This window comes from Agreia sp. VKM Ac-1783, assembly GCF_900177765.1.
GTDB lineage: Bacteria > Actinomycetota > Actinomycetes > Actinomycetales > Microbacteriaceae > Agreia.
Map to the genome: position 1 here is coordinate 322,813 of NZ_FXWI01000002.1, position 18,673 is coordinate 341,485.

General features: G+C 65.2%; 16 protein-coding genes. 5 read left to right on the forward strand and 11 right to left on the reverse strand.

The window, feature by feature from the left end; all coding sequences use genetic code 11:
• Positions 1-12: 12 nt before the first annotated feature.
• From alr to CCK87_RS06595, 7 genes are all read right to left on the reverse strand, one after another.
• Positions 13-1,086 (reverse strand): alanine racemase, encoded by a 1,074-nt coding sequence (alr, locus tag CCK87_RS06565; protein WP_086460643.1) that lies wholly within the window; start codon positions 1,084-1,086, stop codon positions 13-15.
• Positions 1,083-1,835 (reverse strand): alanine racemase C-terminal domain-containing protein, encoded by a 753-nt coding sequence (locus tag CCK87_RS06570; protein WP_086460644.1) that lies wholly within the window; start codon positions 1,833-1,835, stop codon positions 1,083-1,085. The genes alr and CCK87_RS06570 overlap by 4 nt, the downstream gene beginning before the upstream one ends.
• A 2-nt stretch (positions 1,836-1,837) precedes the next feature.
• Complete coding sequence (locus tag CCK87_RS06575) at positions 1,838-2,587, reverse strand: hypothetical protein (protein ID WP_170927173.1); 750 nt, start codon at positions 2,585-2,587, stop codon at positions 1,838-1,840.
• Positions 2,584-3,864 (reverse strand): MurT ligase domain-containing protein, encoded by a 1,281-nt coding sequence (locus CCK87_RS06580; RefSeq protein WP_086460646.1) that lies wholly within the window; start codon positions 3,862-3,864, stop codon positions 2,584-2,586. Before CCK87_RS06580 ends, CCK87_RS06575 begins: the two co-directional genes overlap by 4 nt.
• Positions 3,865-3,871: 7 nt before the next feature.
• Positions 3,872-5,212, reverse strand: coding sequence for an RNA polymerase sigma factor (locus CCK87_RS06585; RefSeq protein WP_086460647.1), 1,341 nt, complete (start codon positions 5,210-5,212; stop codon positions 3,872-3,874).
• Positions 5,213-5,411: 199 nt separating this feature from the next.
• A complete protein-coding gene (locus tag CCK87_RS06590; RefSeq protein ID WP_086461202.1) occupies positions 5,412-6,728 on the reverse strand; it encodes an MFS transporter in 1,317 nt (438 codons plus the stop codon).
• 63 nt (positions 6,729-6,791) lie between these two features.
• Positions 6,792-7,727 carry a PAC2 family protein gene (locus CCK87_RS06595; protein WP_086460648.1) on the reverse strand — a complete coding sequence of 312 codons (936 nt, stop codon included), beginning with the start codon at positions 7,725-7,727 and terminating at the stop codon, positions 6,792-6,794.
• Positions 7,728-7,811: 84 nt separating this feature from the next.
• On the opposite strand from CCK87_RS06595, the gene CCK87_RS06600 reads away from it, so the two are divergent.
• The 3 genes from CCK87_RS06600 (at position 7,812) to sucB (ending at position 12,360) form a co-directional block, all read left to right on the forward strand.
• Positions 7,812-9,329 carry a leucyl aminopeptidase gene (locus CCK87_RS06600; RefSeq protein ID WP_086460649.1) on the forward strand — a complete coding sequence of 506 codons (1,518 nt, stop codon included), beginning with the start codon at positions 7,812-7,814 and terminating at the stop codon, positions 9,327-9,329.
• Between the two features lie 108 nt (positions 9,330-9,437).
• Complete coding sequence (gene lpdA, locus CCK87_RS06605) at positions 9,438-10,811, forward strand: dihydrolipoyl dehydrogenase (RefSeq protein ID WP_086460650.1); 1,374 nt, start codon at positions 9,438-9,440, stop codon at positions 10,809-10,811.
• 73 nt (positions 10,812-10,884) lie between these two features.
• On the forward strand, positions 10,885-12,360 hold the full coding sequence (gene sucB, locus CCK87_RS06610; protein ID WP_086460651.1) for a 2-oxoglutarate dehydrogenase, E2 component, dihydrolipoamide succinyltransferase: 1,476 nt from the start codon (positions 10,885-10,887) through the stop codon (positions 12,358-12,360).
• Here the strand turns inward: sucB and CCK87_RS06615 are convergent.
• Positions 12,357-13,943: a protein kinase gene (locus CCK87_RS06615; RefSeq protein ID WP_086460652.1), complete on the reverse strand. Its 1,587-nt coding sequence runs from the start codon at positions 13,941-13,943 to the stop codon at positions 12,357-12,359. The two genes, sucB and CCK87_RS06615, sit on opposite strands and share 4 nt — an antisense overlap.
• 149 nt (positions 13,944-14,092) lie before the next feature.
• Here CCK87_RS06615 and CCK87_RS06620 point away from each other — a divergent pair, with 149 nt between their 5' ends.
• Entirely contained in the window at positions 14,093-14,812 is a 720-nt protein-coding gene (locus tag CCK87_RS06620; RefSeq protein ID WP_086460653.1) for a DUF4191 domain-containing protein, read from the forward strand.
• A 6-nt stretch (positions 14,813-14,818) separates the two neighbouring features.
• Here CCK87_RS06620 and CCK87_RS06625 read toward each other — a convergent pair whose 3' ends face one another.
• A complete protein-coding gene (locus tag CCK87_RS06625) occupies positions 14,819-15,247 on the reverse strand; it encodes an RDD family protein (RefSeq protein ID WP_086460654.1) in 429 nt (142 codons plus the stop codon).
• 155 nt (positions 15,248-15,402) lie between these two features.
• Here CCK87_RS06625 and glnA point away from each other — a divergent pair, with 155 nt between their 5' ends.
• On the forward strand, positions 15,403-16,827 hold the full coding sequence (gene glnA, locus CCK87_RS06630) for a type I glutamate--ammonia ligase (RefSeq protein WP_055929015.1): 1,425 nt from the start codon (positions 15,403-15,405) through the stop codon (positions 16,825-16,827).
• Positions 16,828-16,968: 141 nt separating this feature from the next.
• Here glnA and CCK87_RS18220 read toward each other — a convergent pair whose 3' ends face one another.
• Together CCK87_RS18220 and CCK87_RS06635 are read right to left on the reverse strand one after the other, a co-directional pair.
• Positions 16,969-17,139: a hypothetical protein gene (locus tag CCK87_RS18220; RefSeq protein ID WP_170927174.1), complete on the reverse strand. Its 171-nt coding sequence runs from the start codon at positions 17,137-17,139 to the stop codon at positions 16,969-16,971.
• Positions 17,140-17,162: 23 nt separating this feature from the next.
• Complete coding sequence (locus CCK87_RS06635) at positions 17,163-18,611, reverse strand: threonine/serine exporter family protein (RefSeq protein ID WP_249273753.1); 1,449 nt, start codon at positions 18,609-18,611, stop codon at positions 17,163-17,165.
• Positions 18,612-18,673: the final 62 nt, after the last annotated feature.

The following is an 18,673-nucleotide window of genomic DNA, read 5'->3' on the forward strand; positions in this document are numbered from 1 at the left end:
TGTGCGCGCCTTTCAGACTAGGCGTCGAGGAATTCGCGGGCTCAGCCGTACGACCAGTTCCTCCGACATGGTGTCGGTGGCGTTGCCCCACTCCTGAAGCGTCTGCTCCCCCGCGCTGCCATCGCCCCACACGGTCACCGTATCGCCGACGGCGACATCGCTGTCGTCATCGAGGGCGATCCAGGCTCTGTCGACCTCGAGAGGGCCGACAAGCGGATGCCTCCGGCCGTCGATGGCCACGGCGATGCGCCCGGGCGCAGAGGTCGAGAGACCATCGGCGAAGCCGAGGTCGATGGATGCCCGGCGGCGGCCATCCGGAAGCGCCTCGATCAGCGAGATGGGCGCGCGCAGCGTCATCACCTGACGCAGACCCATGCTCTCGGCGCTCGGACCGTCGCCGGGCGGCAGCCCGTAGACGAAAGCGCCGAAGCGCACGAGGTCGAATCGCGCGTCTGATCTGGCGAAACCTGCAGCACTGGCTGCCAGGTGCCGCAGAGGCGCGCGCACGCCGAGGTCACGGGCGATAGCGACAGCATCTTCGAATCGGGCGATCGAGAGCGAATCCTCGTGGTCGTCTGCCTCGGCGATGTGGGTCCAGACCGCCACGATCTCGACGACTCCCTGATCCTCCAGATCCCGAGCCCGTGCCACGAGCCCAGGCCAGTCCTCGGGCGTCGCGCCGTTGCGATGGAGCCCTGTGTCGATCTTGAGGTGAACCCGAGCGGGGTTCGCGGCTTGCGATGCGGCGATGGTGTTCAGCTGCGCGACAGTCGAGATGCCGAGATCGACCGAGGCGGCGATCGCGGGCGCGAGGTCTTCCTCGGGGTCGAGCAGCCAGGCGAAGATCCGGGTGGGCGACGAGACGCCGGCATCGCGCAGCGACAGCGCCGTGGGCAGATCGAGGGCGCCGATCCACGAGACGCCCGAGTCGACCGCAGCTCTCGTCACGTCGATCAGGCCATGCCCGTATGCGTCGTTCTTGACCACCACCATCACCTGAGACGGCGCAACCTGCGCGGTCAGCACGTCGATATTGTGCCGAAGTGCCTCGAGATCGATGAGAATCTCGCCTGTCGGGATCGTCATACGTAACTCCGAACGATTCTGTCGCCCAGCGATGCCGTGACCTCCGCCGCGGTCTTTCCCAGGCTCGTGGCCCAGGCCACAGGAGAGGGGTAGCCCTGCGCTTCGTCTCCGAAGAGCACGACCTCGTCGCCCGGTGAGACCGGCTTGTCGCCGACGTCGAGCATGAAGACGTCCATGGCGACCCGCCCGGCGACCGGGTGGGTGGAGCCGGCGAACCAAGCCCTACCCCCATTGCACGCGTGTCTGTCGATGCCGTCGCTGTAGCCGAGGCACACCATGGCGAGGGTCGTCGGAGCCGTCGTGCGGTACACGTAGCCGTAGGAGACACCCTCGTCGGCGCCGACCTTCTTGGTAGACAGGACGCGTGCGGAGAGAGTCATGGCGGGCAGAAGACCGAGGGCTCGCGGATCGGGAACGGAGAGGGTGTCGAGCCCGAAGATCTCTGGCCCGATGAGACTCTCGGCGGCGGCGTCAGCCTGACGACGCTGGATGGCGGGGATCAAGACACCCGACGCGCGGATGGCGTGGGCGGCTTCGTCGTTCGACACGAGGAAGGCATCGATCGCCTCTGAGCTCATCGCGGCGGCGACCGCCGCCGCGCCATGGCCATAAGCATCGCCACGGAGATCGACGACGATTCTGCTCGGCGAGGCGTGAGCGATGAGGACACGGGAGTTGCCGCGGACGATCCCGAGATCGATCGTGGCGCGGCGCGGTGGCGTCGGATGGGTCGTGAGCGCTGACGACATCACTAGATGGTCGTGAAGACGCTCTTGACGTTCGCGACGATCACTTCTCGTGACTTGGCGGCCAGACGATCGAGCTCGGCATGCGCTGCCGACGGCGCGTAGGCGACGTCACGGCGTTCCAAGGCGGCTCGGATGACGGCGTCGCTCAACGAGGGGTTCAACGGCAGAATCGGGCCCTTCGTCTGGGTCGCAATGGATGATCCGGCGATGACGCCCTCACGACCATTGCCGTTGCCGCCACCGGAGGTCACGACGCCGAGAGGCACCGCGCCCGAATCGAGGTTCCACTCCGACGCGTTGTCTTCGAAGCCGACCACGGTTCCCTGCGCAGACTCCACGACGATGTATCCGACCTGGCGCGGCACTCCGCGTCGAGCCGAGAAGGGAAAGATGCCGACCCCGGCGAGAACGGTGCCGTCGGCGAGTGTGATACCGCCTCCGAGGAGCTCGGCACCCGCGCCGACCGCGAAGAAGGGAACTCCGTCGTCTGCCAGTGAGCGCAGAGCCTGCGCGTTCTCCATGAGATCTGCGTAGACGGCGCGAACGGCCGAGACGGGGCCGTTTCCGATCACGACGATGTCGGGGTCTTTCGGAAGGCGCCGACCGATGGTGTGCTGCACGACGTCGACCTGGTGGCCCGCTCGCTCGAGACGTGCCCGCAGCGCCGTGACGTTGCCACGCTCGCCGCTCGACTCGAGGTGCTCGGGGTACAGCTCCAGAATCGATACCGAGTGTGCGGATGACGAACTCAAAACGAGACCTCCATGTCGCCGTAGCCGATGATCTTTCTCGCGAGCATCATCTGCTCGTAGTTGACGACCCAGGTCTTGTGACCCGTCGTCGGTGCGGGAAGGGCGCGCATCAACTCGATGGCCTTCTTGAGGTCGGGTTCGATCGTTCCGACGGGAATTCCCTCGTGCTCTAGCCGCAGCGCGAACTGCCATGCCTTTGCGCCCGTGAGCACATCGACGTGGTCGAGCTGCGCGAAGTCGATGTCGTAGAGCCAGGAGACGTCGGGCGTGCCCTCGTCGATAGCGACCATGACCTGTTCGGGCGCTGCGGGGAGCGCATCGAGATTGAGTTGAAGGCTCGCGGCGTTCTTGAACATCACGAACTCCACCTTCTCGTTTCCGAAGTCGAGCAGCTCGCCTCGACCGTACGCGGGTGTCATCGACGAGAACGCAGCCGACGCTTTCGCCAGGTCGAATTCGGTGCCGAGCACCTGAGCCGCCGTGGCGAGTGCCGCCGCTGCATCGATTCCGTAGTGCAGTCCCTTGGCGGGAAGTACCACGTCGGCCAGTTCGCCCCCGACTCGGATGCGAGCTCCCGTGCTGTCCCAGGACTCGAGTTCGGCGAGTGCGTCGATCGGCGCGGTCGATGCCTCTTCGCGGTGATTGGCCGCATTGAACAGGCCGTGTGCGGAGTCGGCGACGAGCTTCGGCGCCGCCCCGAAGTAGGTGACATCGGGAACAACGGATCCCTTCTTCGACAGGATCTCGCCGATCTTCGACAGATACGCGTCGTCGCGATTACTGATGACGTGCTGTGTCGCGACCGCAGCGGTGTCGAGCATCATGTCGGCGACGACCTCGGTCTCGAAGAACCGGTAGAGCTGGTCGACCTGCACGTTGAGCATGAGAATGGTCGACGGCAGCAGCGTCTTCGACAACTCGAGCGCGAATGCTTCGTCGACTTCGAGGATGCCGATGTCGGCTTTCAGCTTGCCGGTGACGCCGACCTCGGAAAGCAGAGCCGAGGAGATGCCCTGCGGCAGGTTCGCACCGGAGGGATTCGTGAACACCGTCAGTCCGTGCCCACGCAGAACCTCGGTGAGCATGTGGGTGGTCGTCGACTTGCCATTGGATCCGAGAACGAAGACGATGCCGTACTCGAACTGGGCAACTACATTCTTGATGAAGCCGGGCGCCATCTTGTTGACGATGTAACCGGGCAGCGCCGATCCGCCGCCGCGGGCCCGGGTGACAGCCCGGACCGCGCGACCGACGAGAACGGGCGCGATATAACGCATCCGCGGCCTACTCGAGGTAGTCGCGCAGAGACTGCGAACGCGACGGGTGGCGCAGCTTCGCCATCGTCTTCGACTCGATCTGCCGGATGCGCTCACGGGTGACGCCGAAGGTGTCACCGATCTGGTCGAGCGTCTTCGGCATGCCGTCGCCGAGACCGAAGCGCATGCGGATGACGCCCGCCTCGCGCTCCGAGAGAGAGTCGAGCAGCGACTCGAGCTGCTTCTGCAGCATGGTGAAGCCCACGGCATCGGCCGGAACGACCGCCTCGGTGTCTTCGATCAGGTCGCCGAACTCGCTGTCGCCGTCTTCACCCAGAGGCGTGTGCAGCGAGATGGGCTCACGCCCGTACTTCTGCACCTCGACGACCTTCTCAGGGGTCATGTCGAGTTCACGCGACAGCTCTTCTGGCGTGGGCTCGCGTCCCAGGTCCTGGAGCATCTGGCGCTGCACGCGGGCGAGCTTGTTGATGACCTCGACCATGTGCACGGGGATGCGGATCGTGCGGGCCTGGTCAGCCATGGCTCGCGTGATCGCCTGTCGAATCCACCAGGTCGCGTAGGTGGAGAACTTGAAGCCCTTCGTGTAGTCGAACTTCTCGACAGCGCGGATGAGGCCCAGGTTTCCTTCCTGGATGAGGTCGAGGAACTGCATTCCACGACCGGTGTAGCGCTTTGCCAGGCTCACGACGAGACGCAGGTTGGCGCCGAGCAGGTGGCTCTTTGCGCGGGCGCCGTCGCGGGCGACCCACTGGAGCTCACGGCCATAGGCCGACTTCTTCTCGGCTTCGCTCATCGTCGACATGGTGTCTTCGGCGAAGAGTCCGGCTTCGATGCGCATGGCGAGTTCGACCTCTTCGGCCGCGTTCAGGAGCGCGACCTTACCGATCTGCTTCAGGTAGTCCTTGACCGGGTCGGCTGTTGCACCGGTGATCGCGGTCGAGTAGACCGGAACGTCGCTGTCGTCGTCAGCATCGGAGATGACCAACGCTCCGGCAGGAAGAACGATCTCGGCTGCCGGCTTGGGCGATCCGTCGTCGGCTTCGTCGTCGGTCGTGGTCTCGTCTTCGTCGACGACGACCTCGACGACAGCGCCTGCTTCGGCATCGTCGTCGTCGGCGCCGGGACCGTCGGCTTCTGCCGCGGCCTTGGCCTTCTTTGCGGCGGCAGCAGTCTTGGCTGCAGCAGCCTTCGTGGGAGCCTTCGCCGCTTTAGCTGCAGGAGCCTTCGTCGCGGTGGTCTTGGCGGCAGCGGCCTTTGCGGCTGCGGCCTTCGTCACCGGCTTTGCTGCTGCTGCAGCAGGCTCGTCGGCGACGGGTTCGAGTGTTGTGGTTGATTTGCGGGTGGCCATACGATCACCTTTCACGCCGGTCTCACCGGGTGGATTCGACTCTCCCGAGCCGATGCCAATTGGAGGCTGGAGTTGTTTTCTGACATTACTAAGACCCATGTCAAGTGCTGGGTTTTTTGCGTCTGGATCACCAGACACCCTGCACAAGAACGGGTCTCGATTCTCAATTATTGCACGGATTGCAGAGATGCCCCTCCGCCTACGGACGTCGGCGCTTCCACTTTCCTACAAGTGCAACCCAGAGAGGGGCGACAGATATTCCCTCGTCCTCCTGCAGCCGTCGTCGTGTGCGGCGGCGGGCGCGAAGCAGAAAGAGGACACCTGCGCCGACCACGACGTATTGGATCGAGAAGGCCAGTCTGAAGGCATCCATCGAGTAGAGGTCCGTGCTCAGGCCGGCGTCGTACTGAACGTCGAGGATGACCCCGATCAGAAAGAGCATGACGAAACTGGCCATGAATCCGCCCACGTTCACCACACCGTTGGCCGAGCCCAGAGAACGGGCCGGGTTGAACGACCGGGCGAAGTCGAATCCGATCAGCGACCCGGGGCCGCCGATGCCGAGGGTCACGGTGAGGATCGCGATGAGCCAGATCGGAGGGATGCCCGGCCACAGGAGAACGGCGGCCCACACGAAACCCAGGGCCACGGTTATCCCCAGCACGAGATTCGACCGTCGAAGGGGAAACCGGGCACTCAGGATGCCCAGGATCGGTCCGGCGACCATTCCCGAGATGACGATGACGACAAGGAAGGCGGCCGCCGTGCCACGGTCGAGTCCCACGGCGGAGACCAGGAAGGGGAAGCCCCAGAAGATCGTGAAGACCGTTCCCGACGATTGGCTGACGAAATGCGACCAGAAGCCCAATTGGGTTCCCGGCCTGCGCAACGTGGGCCCCAACATCCGGATGGCCTCGCGCATGCTCGCGACCCTGCCGTCACCGGCAGCATCTGCGGGCCGATTAGTGAGAAAGACGACCGAGAGAACGAGCGCGCTGAAGGACACGGCCGCGGCGACCGAGAATGCCGGCGACCAGCCGAACGTGTGCAGGACCCAGGCGAACGGCAGCGCCGATAGCACCTGTCCGAGCTGCCCGATGTTGCCGACCCACTGGCTGAGCTGGGGCACGATCGGCCCGGAGAACCAGGAGTTGACGAGCCGGATGACCGAGATGAAGACGGCGGCGTCTCCCGCCCCGACGAACACACGACCGAGAACGGCCATCGGGATGTCCGGTGCGAACGACAGGACGAGCTGCCCGGCGACCATCAGCGTGCACCCGATCGAGATCAGCCATTTCGGCCCGACCCTGTCGATGAGTATGCCGACCGGGATCTGGAGCCCCGCGTAGACGATGAGTTGAACCACCGCGAGCGTCGAGAGGAGTGCAGCCGACGAGTCGAACCGTGCCGCAGCGTCGACTCCGGCGACACCGAGGGTGGTTCGTTGCATCACCGCCGTCATGTAGGCGAAGACGCCGACTGCGAAGACAAGCCAGGCGCGTCGGGAATTCACGTACTTCATGCTACGGCCCGTCCGAGCACGATGTCGTTCCCGGCGCGAGAGGCGCGGTGGAGATCAGAGGCCGAGCGATGGCCCAGCGTCATCGTCGCCCGCACGACGGATGGCGAGGAACTTCTCGAGCTCCTCGGCGATCTCGTCAGCCGACGGCAGTTCGCCGTCTTCATCTGTGAGCGGCGACTTGAGAGGAGTGCCCTGCATGTAGGCGTCGTGACGCTCCTCGAGCGTTCCGACCAGCTTCTCGAGGTCGCCGTTGGTGCCGACCTGCTCGTCGATCTTCGAGAGGAAGACGCGCCCTTCTTCGCGGAGCTTGTCTGTGGGGAAGATCAGCCCGGTGGCGGCACTGATGCTCTCGAGGCCACCTAGGGCCGCGAGTGGGAACTCCGTGTCGGCGAGATAGTGCGGAATGAGGAGGGCGAAGCCCGCAACGGGGTGGGTCAACTCCTGAAGACGGAACTCCACCAGATGCATCGCGTTGGCCGGAACCTGGGTGTGCGGCTTCCATACGGAGAGAGCGTCGATGAGCTCGAGCCTGTTGCCGCTGACGGTCACCCTGATCGGCCGGGTGTGCGGAACGGGCATGGGGATCGCGTGAACCGATGTCGTGGTCTTGATCTTCAGCAGGCCGATGAGATCGATGACCGACTTCGTGAACCCCTCCCAGCGGAAGTCCGGCTCGAATCCGTTGAGAAAGAGGAACGGCTGGTTCAGTTCGTCTTGCATCAGGTAGAGGCGCAGAACGGGGGGCTGGTAGTCGCTCAGGTGATCTTGATCGAAGTAGATCACGGGGCGCCGAGCGCGGTAGTCGAGGAGGGCATCGGTGTCGAACTCGGCGATGACGCGGTTGCTGAGGTTCTCGAGAATGTATTCGCCGATCTGAGCCACAGCGCCGCCCGCATCGGTGAATCCGGTGAGACCTACCACCAGGTCGAGGCCCTCGGGAATGTTGCCGAGCTCGCCGGTGATCTCGTACAGCTCGCTCGAATCCGTCATGGATTCAACTCTAATCGCGGCGACTGGCGCCACCGGGCTGGCGCGGCATGCCGAGAGCGAACATCCGCGCCATAGGGTTGAACCATGACTCTCGCCTCTCTTGCCCTCTCCTCATCCGACGCCGGCGATGTCGCGGCCGATGTACTCGTTCTGGGCGTGACCCGCACCGACGACGGACCCGTTCTCGTCGGCTCCGCGGTTTCCCTGCTCGGTGCCGACCCGGCTTTCGCAGATCTCTCGGTGCTCGGCCTCACGGGCTCGAAGGACGACCTCGTTCGTGTGCCGGCCCCCGCTGGTATTGCTGCTCGATCGATAGCGCTCGTCGGCCTGGCGTCGGCCACGCCGAGCGCCGACGACCTCCGTTACGCCGCGGGCTCGGCCGCACGACGGATGCTGGGGGTCTCCTCGATCGCCCTGTCGCTGCCCGTCGACGACGAGTCTCAGGCGCGCGCCGTGCTCGAAGGCTGCCTGCTCGGCGCCTATGAGTACACCGAGTACCGCGCTGATGGCGGATCCGCGACGTCGCGGCCCGCCGCATCGTTCACCCTCGTCACCTCGCTGCAGGTGTCTGCCGAGACCGTCGCGTATGCGACAGAGGTGGGGCGCGCCATCCACCTCGTTCGCGACCTCGTGAACGAGTCGCCGCTCGATCTCTACCCGCAGACCTTCGCCGAGCGCGCCGCAGACTTGGGCAGCATTCCCGGTGTCGAGGTCACCATCTGGGATGAGACTCAGCTGGCCGACGAAGGATTCGGCGGCATCCTGGGCGTCGGGCAGGGCTCGTCGCGGCCCCCGCGTCTGGTGAAGGTCAGCTACTCCCCCACGAACGCTGCCGAGGCGCGGCACATCGCCCTCGTCGGAAAGGGCATCACCTTCGATTCCGGCGGCCTCTCGTTGAAGCCCGCTGCCTCGATGATCGGCATGAAGTACGACATGGCCGGAGCCGCCACCGTGCTGTCCGTGGTTCTGGCCGCGGCCCGGCTCTCTCTGCCGACGCGGGTGACCGCCTGGCTCTGCCTTGCGGAGAACATGCCGTCGGCCACAGCGATCAGACCGGGCGACGTGCTTCGGATCCGGGGCGGAAAGACTGTCGAGGTGCTGAACACCGATGCCGAAGGTCGACTCGTGCTCGCCGACGGTCTAGTGGCGGCGAGCGAGGAGTTCCCCGATGCGATCATCGATGTGGCGACGCTGACCGGCGCCGCGAGCGTCGCACTCGGCAACCGCTACGTGGGCACGCTCGGAAGCTCCCCGCTGGTCGGAGAGGTGCTCCGCACCGCCGAATCGGCGGGCGAGCTCCTGTGGCACATGCCCCTGGGCGAAGAATTCCGACCCATGCTGAACTCCGACATCGCAGACATCGCCAACATCAAGCCCGGCAACACCGCGGGAGGCATGCTCATCGCGGCGGTGTTCCTGAGCGAGTTCATCGGCACGGCGGCTGACGGATCGGGGCGTGTTCCCTGGGTGCACCTCGACATCGCCGGTGCGGGCACGAACAAGGATGCGCTGTACGGCTACACGGGAAAAGGTCCGACGGGCGTCACAGTGCGCACACTGATCGCCCTGGCAGCCTCGGCGACCCCCGCGCGGACCGAGTGAAGTCGGCCGTAGTAGGCTCGACAGGGCGCAAAAACACGCCAGCACAGCCCGTTCCACTCATCCGTGGAGCGCGGGCAAGCACGAATTCTCACGAGGGAGTCACCGCGGGTGTCTGAACAGAACTTCGACCTGGTCGTTCTCGGCGGCGGAAGCGGTGGCTATGCGGCAGCGCTTCGAGCCAGCCTTCTCGGGCTGAGCGTGGCACTCGTCGAAAAAGACAAGCTCGGCGGCACCTGCCTTCACCGCGGCTGCATTCCCACCAAGGCGCTCCTGCACTCTGCTGAAGTCGCCGACGCGGCGCGGGGCGCGTCGAAGTACGGCATCTCGACCACCTTCGATGGTGTCGATATGGCCGGCGTGACCGCCTACCGCGAGGGCATCGTCTCGAGCAAGTTCAAGGGCCTCGAGGGGCTCATCAAGGCGCGCAAGATCACCGTGATCCGCGGTGAGGGCCGTTTGGTCTCTCCCACGCGGGTTCAGGTCGGTGACGACGTCATCGAGGGCAAGAACGTCGTTCTCGCGACGGGGTCGTACGCTCGCTCGCTGCCTGGCCTCGAGATCGGCGGCCGCGTGATCACGAGCGAGCAGGCCCTCGAGCTCGACTTCGTGCCCAAGAAGGTCGCCATCCTCGGTGGCGGAGTGATCGGCGTCGAGTTCGCCAGCGTGTGGAAGTCCTTCGGGTCCGATGTGACGATCATCGAGGCGCTCCCCCATCTCGTGCCCAACGAGGAGGAGTCGATCAGCAAGCAGTTCGAGCGCGCGTTCCGCAAGCGCGGCATCGAATTCTCGCTCGGTACGCGATTCCAGTCGGTCGAGCAGGATGACGACGGAGTCGTGGTCACGCTCGAAGACGGTCGGAAGATCGAGGCGGAACTCCTCCTGGTCGCCGTCGGACGTGGTCCGTCGACCCAGGGCTTGGGATTCGAAGAGGTCGGAGTGGAGATCGATCGCGGCTTCGTCATCACGAACGAGCGACTCGAGACCAACATCGCCGGTCTGTACGCGGTCGGCGACATCGTTCCAGGGCTCCAGCTCGCGCACCGCGGGTTCCAACACGGCATCTTCGTCGCCGAGGAGATCGCGGGCCTGTCGCCGCAGATCGTCGACGACGTGAACATCCCCAAGGTGACCTACTCCGATCCTGAGGTCGCATCCGTCGGCCTGACCGAGGCTCGAGCAGTAGCCGAATACGGCCAGGATCGTGTGCAGTCGTATGACTACAGCCTCGGCGGCAACGGCAAGAGCCACATCATCGGCACGACCGGCTCGGTCAAGGTCGTACGCGTCGCCGACGGTCCCGTCGTCGGCATCCACATGATCGGTGCTCGCGTCGGAGAACTCATCGGCGAGGCGCAACTCATCGTGAATTGGGAGGCGTACCCCGAGGACGTCGCGCAGCTCGTGCACGCTCATCCCACTCAGAACGAAGCTCTGGGCGAGGCACACCTCGCTTTGGCAGGCAAGCCCCTGCACGCCCTCTAGCCATACCGCGTCACCCACATACCCAATACAAGTAAGCTAAAAACCACGATCGGTTTCTAAAGGAGACAAGCTAATGAGCGAATCCGTCAACCTTCCAGCACTCGGTGAGAGTGTCACAGAGGGAACGGTAACCCGCTGGCTCAAGAGTGTGGGAGACCGCGTCGAGGTCGACGAACCCCTGCTCGAAGTGTCAACGGACAAGGTAGACACAGAGATCCCGTCACCCGTCGCCGGTGTGATCGAGGAGATTCTGGTCCAGGAGGACGAGACCGTCGAGGTCGGAACCGCGCTCGTGCGCATCGGAGACGGCAGTTCCGCTCCGGCTTCCGAGGCACCGGCAGAGCCCGCTGCGGCGGAAGAGATTCCCGCCGAGGAGCCGTCGGTCGAGGCCGAGACCGAAGCCGAAGCTCCTGCGCCCGCTCCTGCTCCGGAGGAAGCGCCTGCCGCACCGGCTCCCGCCGCAGAGCCCGCACCGGCCGCCACCCCCGCGCCCGCCACTCCAGCACCCGCCGCCTCGTCGGCGCCCGCACCCGCCCCGGCTGCCGCTCCTGCCCCGGCCGCGGCTCCCGCCCCTGCCGCAGCGGTGGCCCCCGCAGCCGCGCCCGCCTCGGACGACTCGTCCCGTGCGGCTAATGCCGGATACGTCACTCCCCTGGTTCGCAAGCTCGCGGGTGACAATGGCATCGACCTCGCCACCCTCACGGGAAGCGGCGTCGGAGGACGCATCCGCAAGGAAGACGTCCTCGCTGCAGCAGAAGCCGCCAAGGCACCCGCCGCACAGGCTTCCGCTGAAGCACCTGCAGCCGCCGTCGCCACGACGCTCCCTGTCTCCGACCTTCGTGGCACGACCCAGCCGATGTCGCGTCTGCGCAAGGTCGTCGCGCAGCGCGCGGTCGAGTCGATGCAGTCGACGGCTCAGCTGACCAGCGTTGTCGAGGTCGACGTGACCCGCGTCGCCGCTCTGCGCGACAAGGTGAAGGCGACGTTCCAGGAGAAGACCGGCAACAAGCTGAGCTTCCTCCCCTTCTTCGCTCTCGCTGCGACGGAGGCCCTCAAGGCGTACCCGATCATCAACGCCACGGTTGACGGTGACAGCATCGTCTACCCCGATCACGAGAACGTGAGCATCGCGGTCGACACCGAGCGCGGCTTGCTGACGCCCGTCGTCAAGAACGCCGGCGAACTCGATCTCGCCGGATTCGCTCGCGAGATCGCCGACCTGGCGACGCGCACGCGCGACAACAAGCTCAAGCCCGATGAGCTCGCGGGCGGCACGTTCACGCTGACGAACACGGGTTCGCGCGGCGCGCTCTTCGACACTCCTGTCGTCTTCCTCCCCCAGGTCGCGATCCTCGGCACCGGCATCGTGTCGCGTAAGCCTCTCGTGGTCAAGACGAGCGAGGGCGAAGCCATCGCCATCCGTTCGACCGTGTACCTGGCGCTGAGCTACGACCACCGCATCGTCGATGGCGCAGATGCAGCCCGATTCCTCGTCGCCGTGAAGAACCGCCTCGAAGAGGGCGCGTTCGAGGGCAACCTGGGCTACTAGTCGCTCGTAAAGACATCGCGAATTCGCCAGCCGGCCTCGCCCTTCAGCAGAAGGAACGAGGCCGGTTGGCCGTTTAATCGGGCCGCGACGAGAGCGGACCCGCCCCACGAGCCGGTCAAGACGGCGTCACCAGCCTCGATGAGGGCAAATGGCTCGTCGGTCGATCGCGAGTCCATGTAGTCCTTCTGAAACACCGTTGCGAGGCAGCCTTCCGGCTCTGCGGCAGCGGCACATCCCTCATTCATCCGTGCGAGGGTCTGAAGTGCTGAGACGGGATCGTCGTTTGTCGGAGCGGGCTCGGCCGGAGCCGGAGCAGGTGGGGCGGCTACGTCAGATGAAGGCTCGGTCGTTGAATCACGCGTCGTCGAGGTGTTCTCTCCGCCGGCCCGAGCGCCGTCGGGCGGCGACGGAAGGGCGAGCAGGAGCGCGGTCGCAGCGAAGACCGCGCACGACGCGGCGACGAGCAACGGCTTACGTCGCGGTCGAATCCGGGTGCCGCCAGCGTCGAGCTGTTCCTCTGCCGAGGGCGTCGCGGCGGGTGATCGCTGCCGTTTCGAGAACCGATTCCTCAGCTCGATCACCGACGAGGCCAACTCGAGACCTGCCGACGAGACGCCGAGAACGCGTAGTGCCGCGACCAGACGGTTCTCGGTCTGCGCGGGCGCAGCCGCGGGCGTCGATGAAGACCAGTCGTATTCCGTTTTCGCTGCTCGATCCGCTGCGGCGACGGGTACTGTCGGCGTCGGAGCGATGGACACGACCTCTGCCGGAGCGATCCCGAAGAGTGCTCTTTCGAGCTCCGGCAAGAACTCTCTCCTCGGTCCTTCGGTGATCGCCCGCCCTAGTCTCGCCAACGGAAAGCTCGTCGGCATCCGTTCAGCATCGATGCGGCTCAGCACCTCATCAACGACGTCGAGTAGACCGCGCTGGTCTGCGACGACGGCGTCTCGCCACGCCTCTTCCGTCGAATACGGGGAATCGGAGGTGGGCACGGGTGCACCGGGCCATGCCGCCGAGTGGAGCGCTGTCGGCGACTGACGAAGCATGCCGCGGCCGAAGCCGGTGAGAGTCGGGGATCCGCGATGGTCGAATACGATCCGACGCAGGTGGATCCCGCCGTGGGTGACGCCTGCACGGTGAAGAGCGTGAAGTGCTGAGCACAGAGGCGCGAGGATGGTGACTGCTTCGCCGGGGCTCAGCGAACTCGTCTGGCCCAGATAGGTGGAGAGGGACGGCCCGGGCAACCTCTCTAAGACGAAGCACGGGGCCGCGCCGTCGTCGATGCTGGCGACGTCGAGGAGGCGCACCACATGAGGTATCCCGACATCGCTCAGTGCCGCGAGCTCGACGTCGATAGACGCCGCTGATGTGCTGGCTCCGAAGATCTTCAAGACCCGAGGACTCGGGCCCTCGCCGTCTCCGCGGCCTGACGCGTGCGCGAGAAGGAGCGTCGCCCTGGTTCCCACCGCGAGGCGCCGCACGATCCTGTGGCCCGCGACATCACCGAGTCTCGACGCGTCGAGGTCGCGTCCTCCGGGTGCGGCCCGCGGCTCAGGCTGGATCGGCTGCTGGCGACGGGTCATACACCGATCCTCGGCCGACGAGCTGGGCGCGTGCGTGTGTTGCGCGCCATCTGTGCAGTCCCCGCCGCACGAGCCGTTGTGGAGGAGCGGTGAGACTGCCGTGAGCGAACTGGTCGGCATGAACGAATCCGACTCGGTATCCTTGACGCATGGCACGCAAGTCTGAGCAATCCACCCCGAAGGCCCCCAAAGAACCGGGTCGCATCAAGCAGATGTGGCAGGTCTTCAACATGACCCGCCGCTACGACAAGAACGTCGTATGGATCATGGCGCTCGGGTTCCTTCTTCCCGTCGCAGCAGGACTCATCGTCGCCCTCCTCCTGTCGAACGGTAACGGCTTCGCCATGGCCATGTGGATCATCGCGGGGGTTCTCGCGGGCTTCCTGGTCGCGCTGATCATTCTCGGGCGCCGAGCGGAGCGCGCGGCCTATGGCCAGATCGCCGGCCAGCCTGGCGCCGTCGGCGCCGTCCTCCGGTCCAGCCTCAAGCGCAGCTGGCGCGGCAGCGAGATGCCCGTTGCGGTGAATGGAAAGACTCAGGACGCCGTATATCGTGCCGTCGGTCGCGGCGGCGTCGTTCTCATCAGCGAAGGATCGAAGACGCGCACGACCCGGATGCTCGAAGAAGAGCGTCGCAAGGTTCTTCGCGTCCTCCCCAACGTGCCGGTGACATTTCTGCACGTCGATTCGAACGACCCCGACGCGGTTCCGTTGCACAAGATCCCCAGCCGCATGGCGAAGGTGAAGCCTGCTCTCAACAAGGCCGAGGTCATGGCTGTCAGCAATAGGCTCACGTCGCTCGGCTCCACCGGAATGCCGATTCCGAAGGGTGTCGACCCCTTCAAGGTTCGACCCCAGCGCGGCCGCTGATCCGCGTCAGCGGCGCATGACGAGCACCGTGCCGGCGAACACGTCGTGCAGGCCTCGCTGATCCGAGTCCCAGATCAACGCGGGGATGAGCAGCAGGAGCAGCCCGGTGCGAAGAACAGGACGCCAGACGCCCGCATAGCTTCCATCGACCTTCACGATGCGGATCCCGAGGATGAAGTGCCCGAGGCCGCTTCCGAGAGTCGATAGCAGAACGACCTGCTCGACGGCGAAGATGACCAGGCTGGCCCAATCGCTGCCGAAGAAGAACGCGAAATAGACGACGTAGCACGCGGCGAAGTCGATGAAAATCGCGGCGAGCCGACGGCCGCTGCGGGCGACAGAGCCGACACCCGCGCGAGGAAAGCCCATCCGCTCCCCCGGCCAGTTGCTGGGCGGAGCCCCTTGGGGCGACGAGGACACGGGCGAAGTGGGCACCAGACGAGTTTACGACCGCCGCGATGAGGGCATTACAGGCAAGCCGTAACATGCCTGAAACAAATGCGTCACTGCTGGGTAACCGCTTCCCCGTAGGCTCGTGACGGCTGCGTTCGCAGCTGTTCCTCTGTACCAAGCCATTTGGAGTCTCTCACATGTTCAGTGATTCTTCCGAGGTGCTCAAGTTCATCAAGGACACGGACGTAAAGTTCCTTGATATTCGGTTCACCGATCTTCCCGGTGTCCAGCAGCACATCACCATCCCCGCATCCACGGTCGACGAGTCTTTCTTCACCGTCGGGCAGATGTTCGACGGTTCGTCGATTCGCGGTTTCGCGTCGATCCACGAGTCGGACATGCAGATCATCCCTGACGTGTCGACGGCCTACATCGATCCGTTCCGCGTCAACCGCACGCTGATCATGATCTTCGACATCTACAACCCGCGCAACGGCGAGATCTACCACCGTGACCCGCGCCAGGTGGCCAAGAAGGCCGAGAAGTACCTCGCCTCGACAGGTATCGCCGACACAGCGTTCTTCGCGCCCGAGGCCGAGTTCTACATCTTCGACGACGTGAAGTACGAAGTGAACCAGCACTCGAGCTCCTATTCCGTCGACTCCGACGAGGCAGCCTGGAACTCGGGCCGCACCGAAGAAGGCGGAAACCTCGCCAACAAGACGCCCTACAAGGGTGGATACTTCCCCGTCAGCCCGGTCGACAAGCACGCAGACCTGCGTGACGACATCGTGCTCGAACTGATGGCTGCCGGGCTCGAGGTCGAGCGTGGCCACCACGAGGTCGGTACCGCCGGCCAGGGTGAGATCAACTACAAGTTCGACACGATGGTGCACGCGGCCGACGACATCCTGAAGTTCAAGTACATCGTCAAGAACGTCGCCGAGCGCTGGGGCAAGACGGCCACGTTCATGCCCAAGCCCCTCTTCGGAGACAACGGGTCGGGCATGCACACGCACCAGTCGCTGTGGAATGATGGCGCGCCCTTGTTCTACGACGAGGCCGGCTACGGCGGACTGAGCGACATCGCGCGCTGGTACATCGGTGGAATCCTGGCTCACGCCCCCGCCGTCTACGCGTTCACGAACCCGTCTGTCAACAGCTACCACCGCCTGGTTCCCGGCTTCGAAGCCCCGGTCAACCTGGTCTACTCGGCCGGTAACCGCTCGGCGTCGATCCGCATCCCGATCACGGGTACGAACCCGAAGGCCAAGCGCATCGAGTTCCGCACGCCGGATGCCTCGGGCAACCCGTACCTGGCGTTCGCGGCTCAGCTCATGGCTGGCCTCGACGGAATCGTCAACCGCATCGAGCCGCACGAGCCGGTCGACAAGGACCTCTACGAGCTGCCGCCCGAAGAGGCGAAGCTCATCCCCCAGGGTCCGGCATCGCTCGGCGAGGCTCTCGACGCGCTCGAGGCCGACCACGAGTTCCTTCTCCAGGGCAACGTGTTCACGATCGACCTGATCGAGAACTGGATCAGCTACAAGCGCGAGAACGAGATCAAGCCGCTCCAGCAGCGTCCGCACCCGTTCGAGTTCGAGCTGTACTACGGGGTCTAACGAGAACATAAGGATCTGAGGGGGTTTACGCCTCATCGGTCCGCAACGAGTCCGCACGAGTGGCCCGGTCGTCCCAGACCGAGAAGTTCATTCCTGCGGACTCGTTTGTTTTGTCCGGCGACGTGACACATCGGATCCGGCTCAATCACCGCGAGCAAACCGGATACTCTCCTCGACGAAAGCGACCACGATGCCGACCTCCTCGATCCTCCGCGGCGCGTAGAGCAGGAACTCCGTTCCGAAGTCCTCGTATTGATGGGGCTCGGCCCAACCTAGCTCGGCGGTGACACCGCGCTGTGGCTTCGACGACACCGGGAAGGGATAAGACCTCTGCGCTAGCGCGGCGCCCGTGAGCGCTGGGTGGCCAGCCTGGCCTGTCGATCGAAGCCGAAGAGACGACGGGCGCCGAATCCGCCGATGGTCGTTCCCGCTGCGAGGCCGATTCCTGTGGCCAGGGCCATCACCACCGGGGGCAGCGTGTCCGCGGCGGCGAACTCTGCATCCATGAATCCGTACAGCGCGCGGTAGACGGCGAGCCCCGGGATGAGGGAGATGATCCCCGCCATCGTCACGGCGCCTTCTGGAACCTTGACCCACCGGTAGGCGAGGTACCCGACGACCCCCGCCACCGTTCCCGCGATACCGGGAGCCAGCCCGGGCTGCGTGGCGAATGGAAGCACCGCCGAGTAGACGGCGAAGATACCCCCTGCGGCCACGGCCATCAGCAACACGAGCCGGAGGCGCACATACGAGGTGAGTGCGAAACCGACGCCGATGAGCATGGCACCTACAGTCCCGGAAACGAGGCCGATGCGGTCTCCCAGCGACGTGGAGATGGAGACAGGAATGCCGATTCGGAGCGCGAATCCGAGCACGAGCGAGATGCCGACGGCGAGGCCGAGCGTGAGCATCAGCACTTCCATGCCCCGCGCCGTCGCGGTCACGTAGTATCCGTCGATGGCGTCCCTGGCCGACGCTGTCAGCCCGACGCCGGAGAGAAGCGTGATGATCCCGGCGATGACGATCACCGTGGGGCTGTTCGAGCCAGGAAGCTCGATGCCGACCGAGCGCAACCAGAAGATGAACACGGCGATGGACGTGGTGGCGATGGCCGCTGCCATCTGGGCGAAGAACCCGGGCACCGACCATCTGCTGAGCTTGCGCACGATGAGATGGGATGTGGCGGCCGTGATCGCAGTGGCGAGGACGAGCACGATACTCACGTCGAACATCACGACGACACCGCTGGCCAAGACGGCCTGGCCCGCGGCCACGACCCAGTGCCGGTAAGGATGCGGACTCGCCAGAATGGCTGTCAGCCGATCCCGGGCCGTCTCGACGTCGAGGGGTTCCTGCTGGCCCGCGATCTCGTCGATGAGCAGGTAGACCGCCTGCAAGCGTGTGTAATCGGTGGTGCGCACCCTCACGATTCGCATAACCGAGAGCGGATCCTCGTTCATTCCCCGATGGATGGAGACCGTTATCGAGGTGAACGTGATGTCGACGTGCATCGCGCTTATTCCATAAGCGTCGCTGATTCTCAACACGGTCGCAACCACGTCCGACGCCGATGCGCCGGTGGCGAGCATCGCCTCGCCCGCCCGGAGACAGAGGTCGATGACCAGCCGGGCGTGACGTTGCGACAGTGCGTCGTCTCCCCCGACGACGGAGATGATCTGGGTGGGAGTGCCGGCCCCTCGGATGGCGCCACCCGCCAGCTCGATCAGGGACTGTCTCACCCGTCGTCGGTGCACGCTCTGCCGGTCGTTGATGCCATCACTCACTGGTCAAGGCTACGGGCAACCCGGTGCCGATCGTCCGCGCCGCGTGGCCGTGCGCAGAAAAT

Excerpts from the sequence above, each read along its gene's own strand:
- CCK87_RS06620 (WP_086460653.1), top strand. The coding sequence starts at position 14,093 with ATGGCACGCAAGTCTGAGCAATCCACCCCGAAGGCCCCCAAAGAACCG.
- CCK87_RS06570 (WP_086460644.1), bottom strand. The coding sequence starts at position 1,835 with ATGTCGTCAGCGCTCACGACCCATCCGACGCCACCGCGCCGCGCCACG.
- CCK87_RS06595 (WP_086460648.1), bottom strand. The coding sequence starts at position 7,727 with ATGACGGATTCGAGCGAGCTGTACGAGATCACCGGCGAGCTCGGCAAC.
- CCK87_RS06600 (WP_086460649.1), top strand. The coding sequence starts at position 7,812 with ATGACTCTCGCCTCTCTTGCCCTCTCCTCATCCGACGCCGGCGATGTC.
- alr (WP_086460643.1), bottom strand. The coding sequence starts at position 1,086 with ATGACGATCCCGACAGGCGAGATTCTCATCGATCTCGAGGCACTTCGG.
- glnA (WP_055929015.1), top strand. The coding sequence starts at position 15,403 with ATGTTCAGTGATTCTTCCGAGGTGCTCAAGTTCATCAAGGACACGGAC.
- CCK87_RS06580 (WP_086460646.1), bottom strand. The coding sequence starts at position 3,864 with ATGCGTTATATCGCGCCCGTTCTCGTCGGTCGCGCGGTCCGGGCTGTC.
- sucB (WP_086460651.1), top strand. The coding sequence starts at position 10,885 with ATGAGCGAATCCGTCAACCTTCCAGCACTCGGTGAGAGTGTCACAGAG.
- CCK87_RS06615 (WP_086460652.1), bottom strand. The coding sequence starts at position 13,943 with ATGACCCGTCGCCAGCAGCCGATCCAGCCTGAGCCGCGGGCCGCACCC.
- CCK87_RS06585 (WP_086460647.1), bottom strand. The coding sequence starts at position 5,212 with ATGGCCACCCGCAAATCAACCACAACACTCGAACCCGTCGCCGACGAG.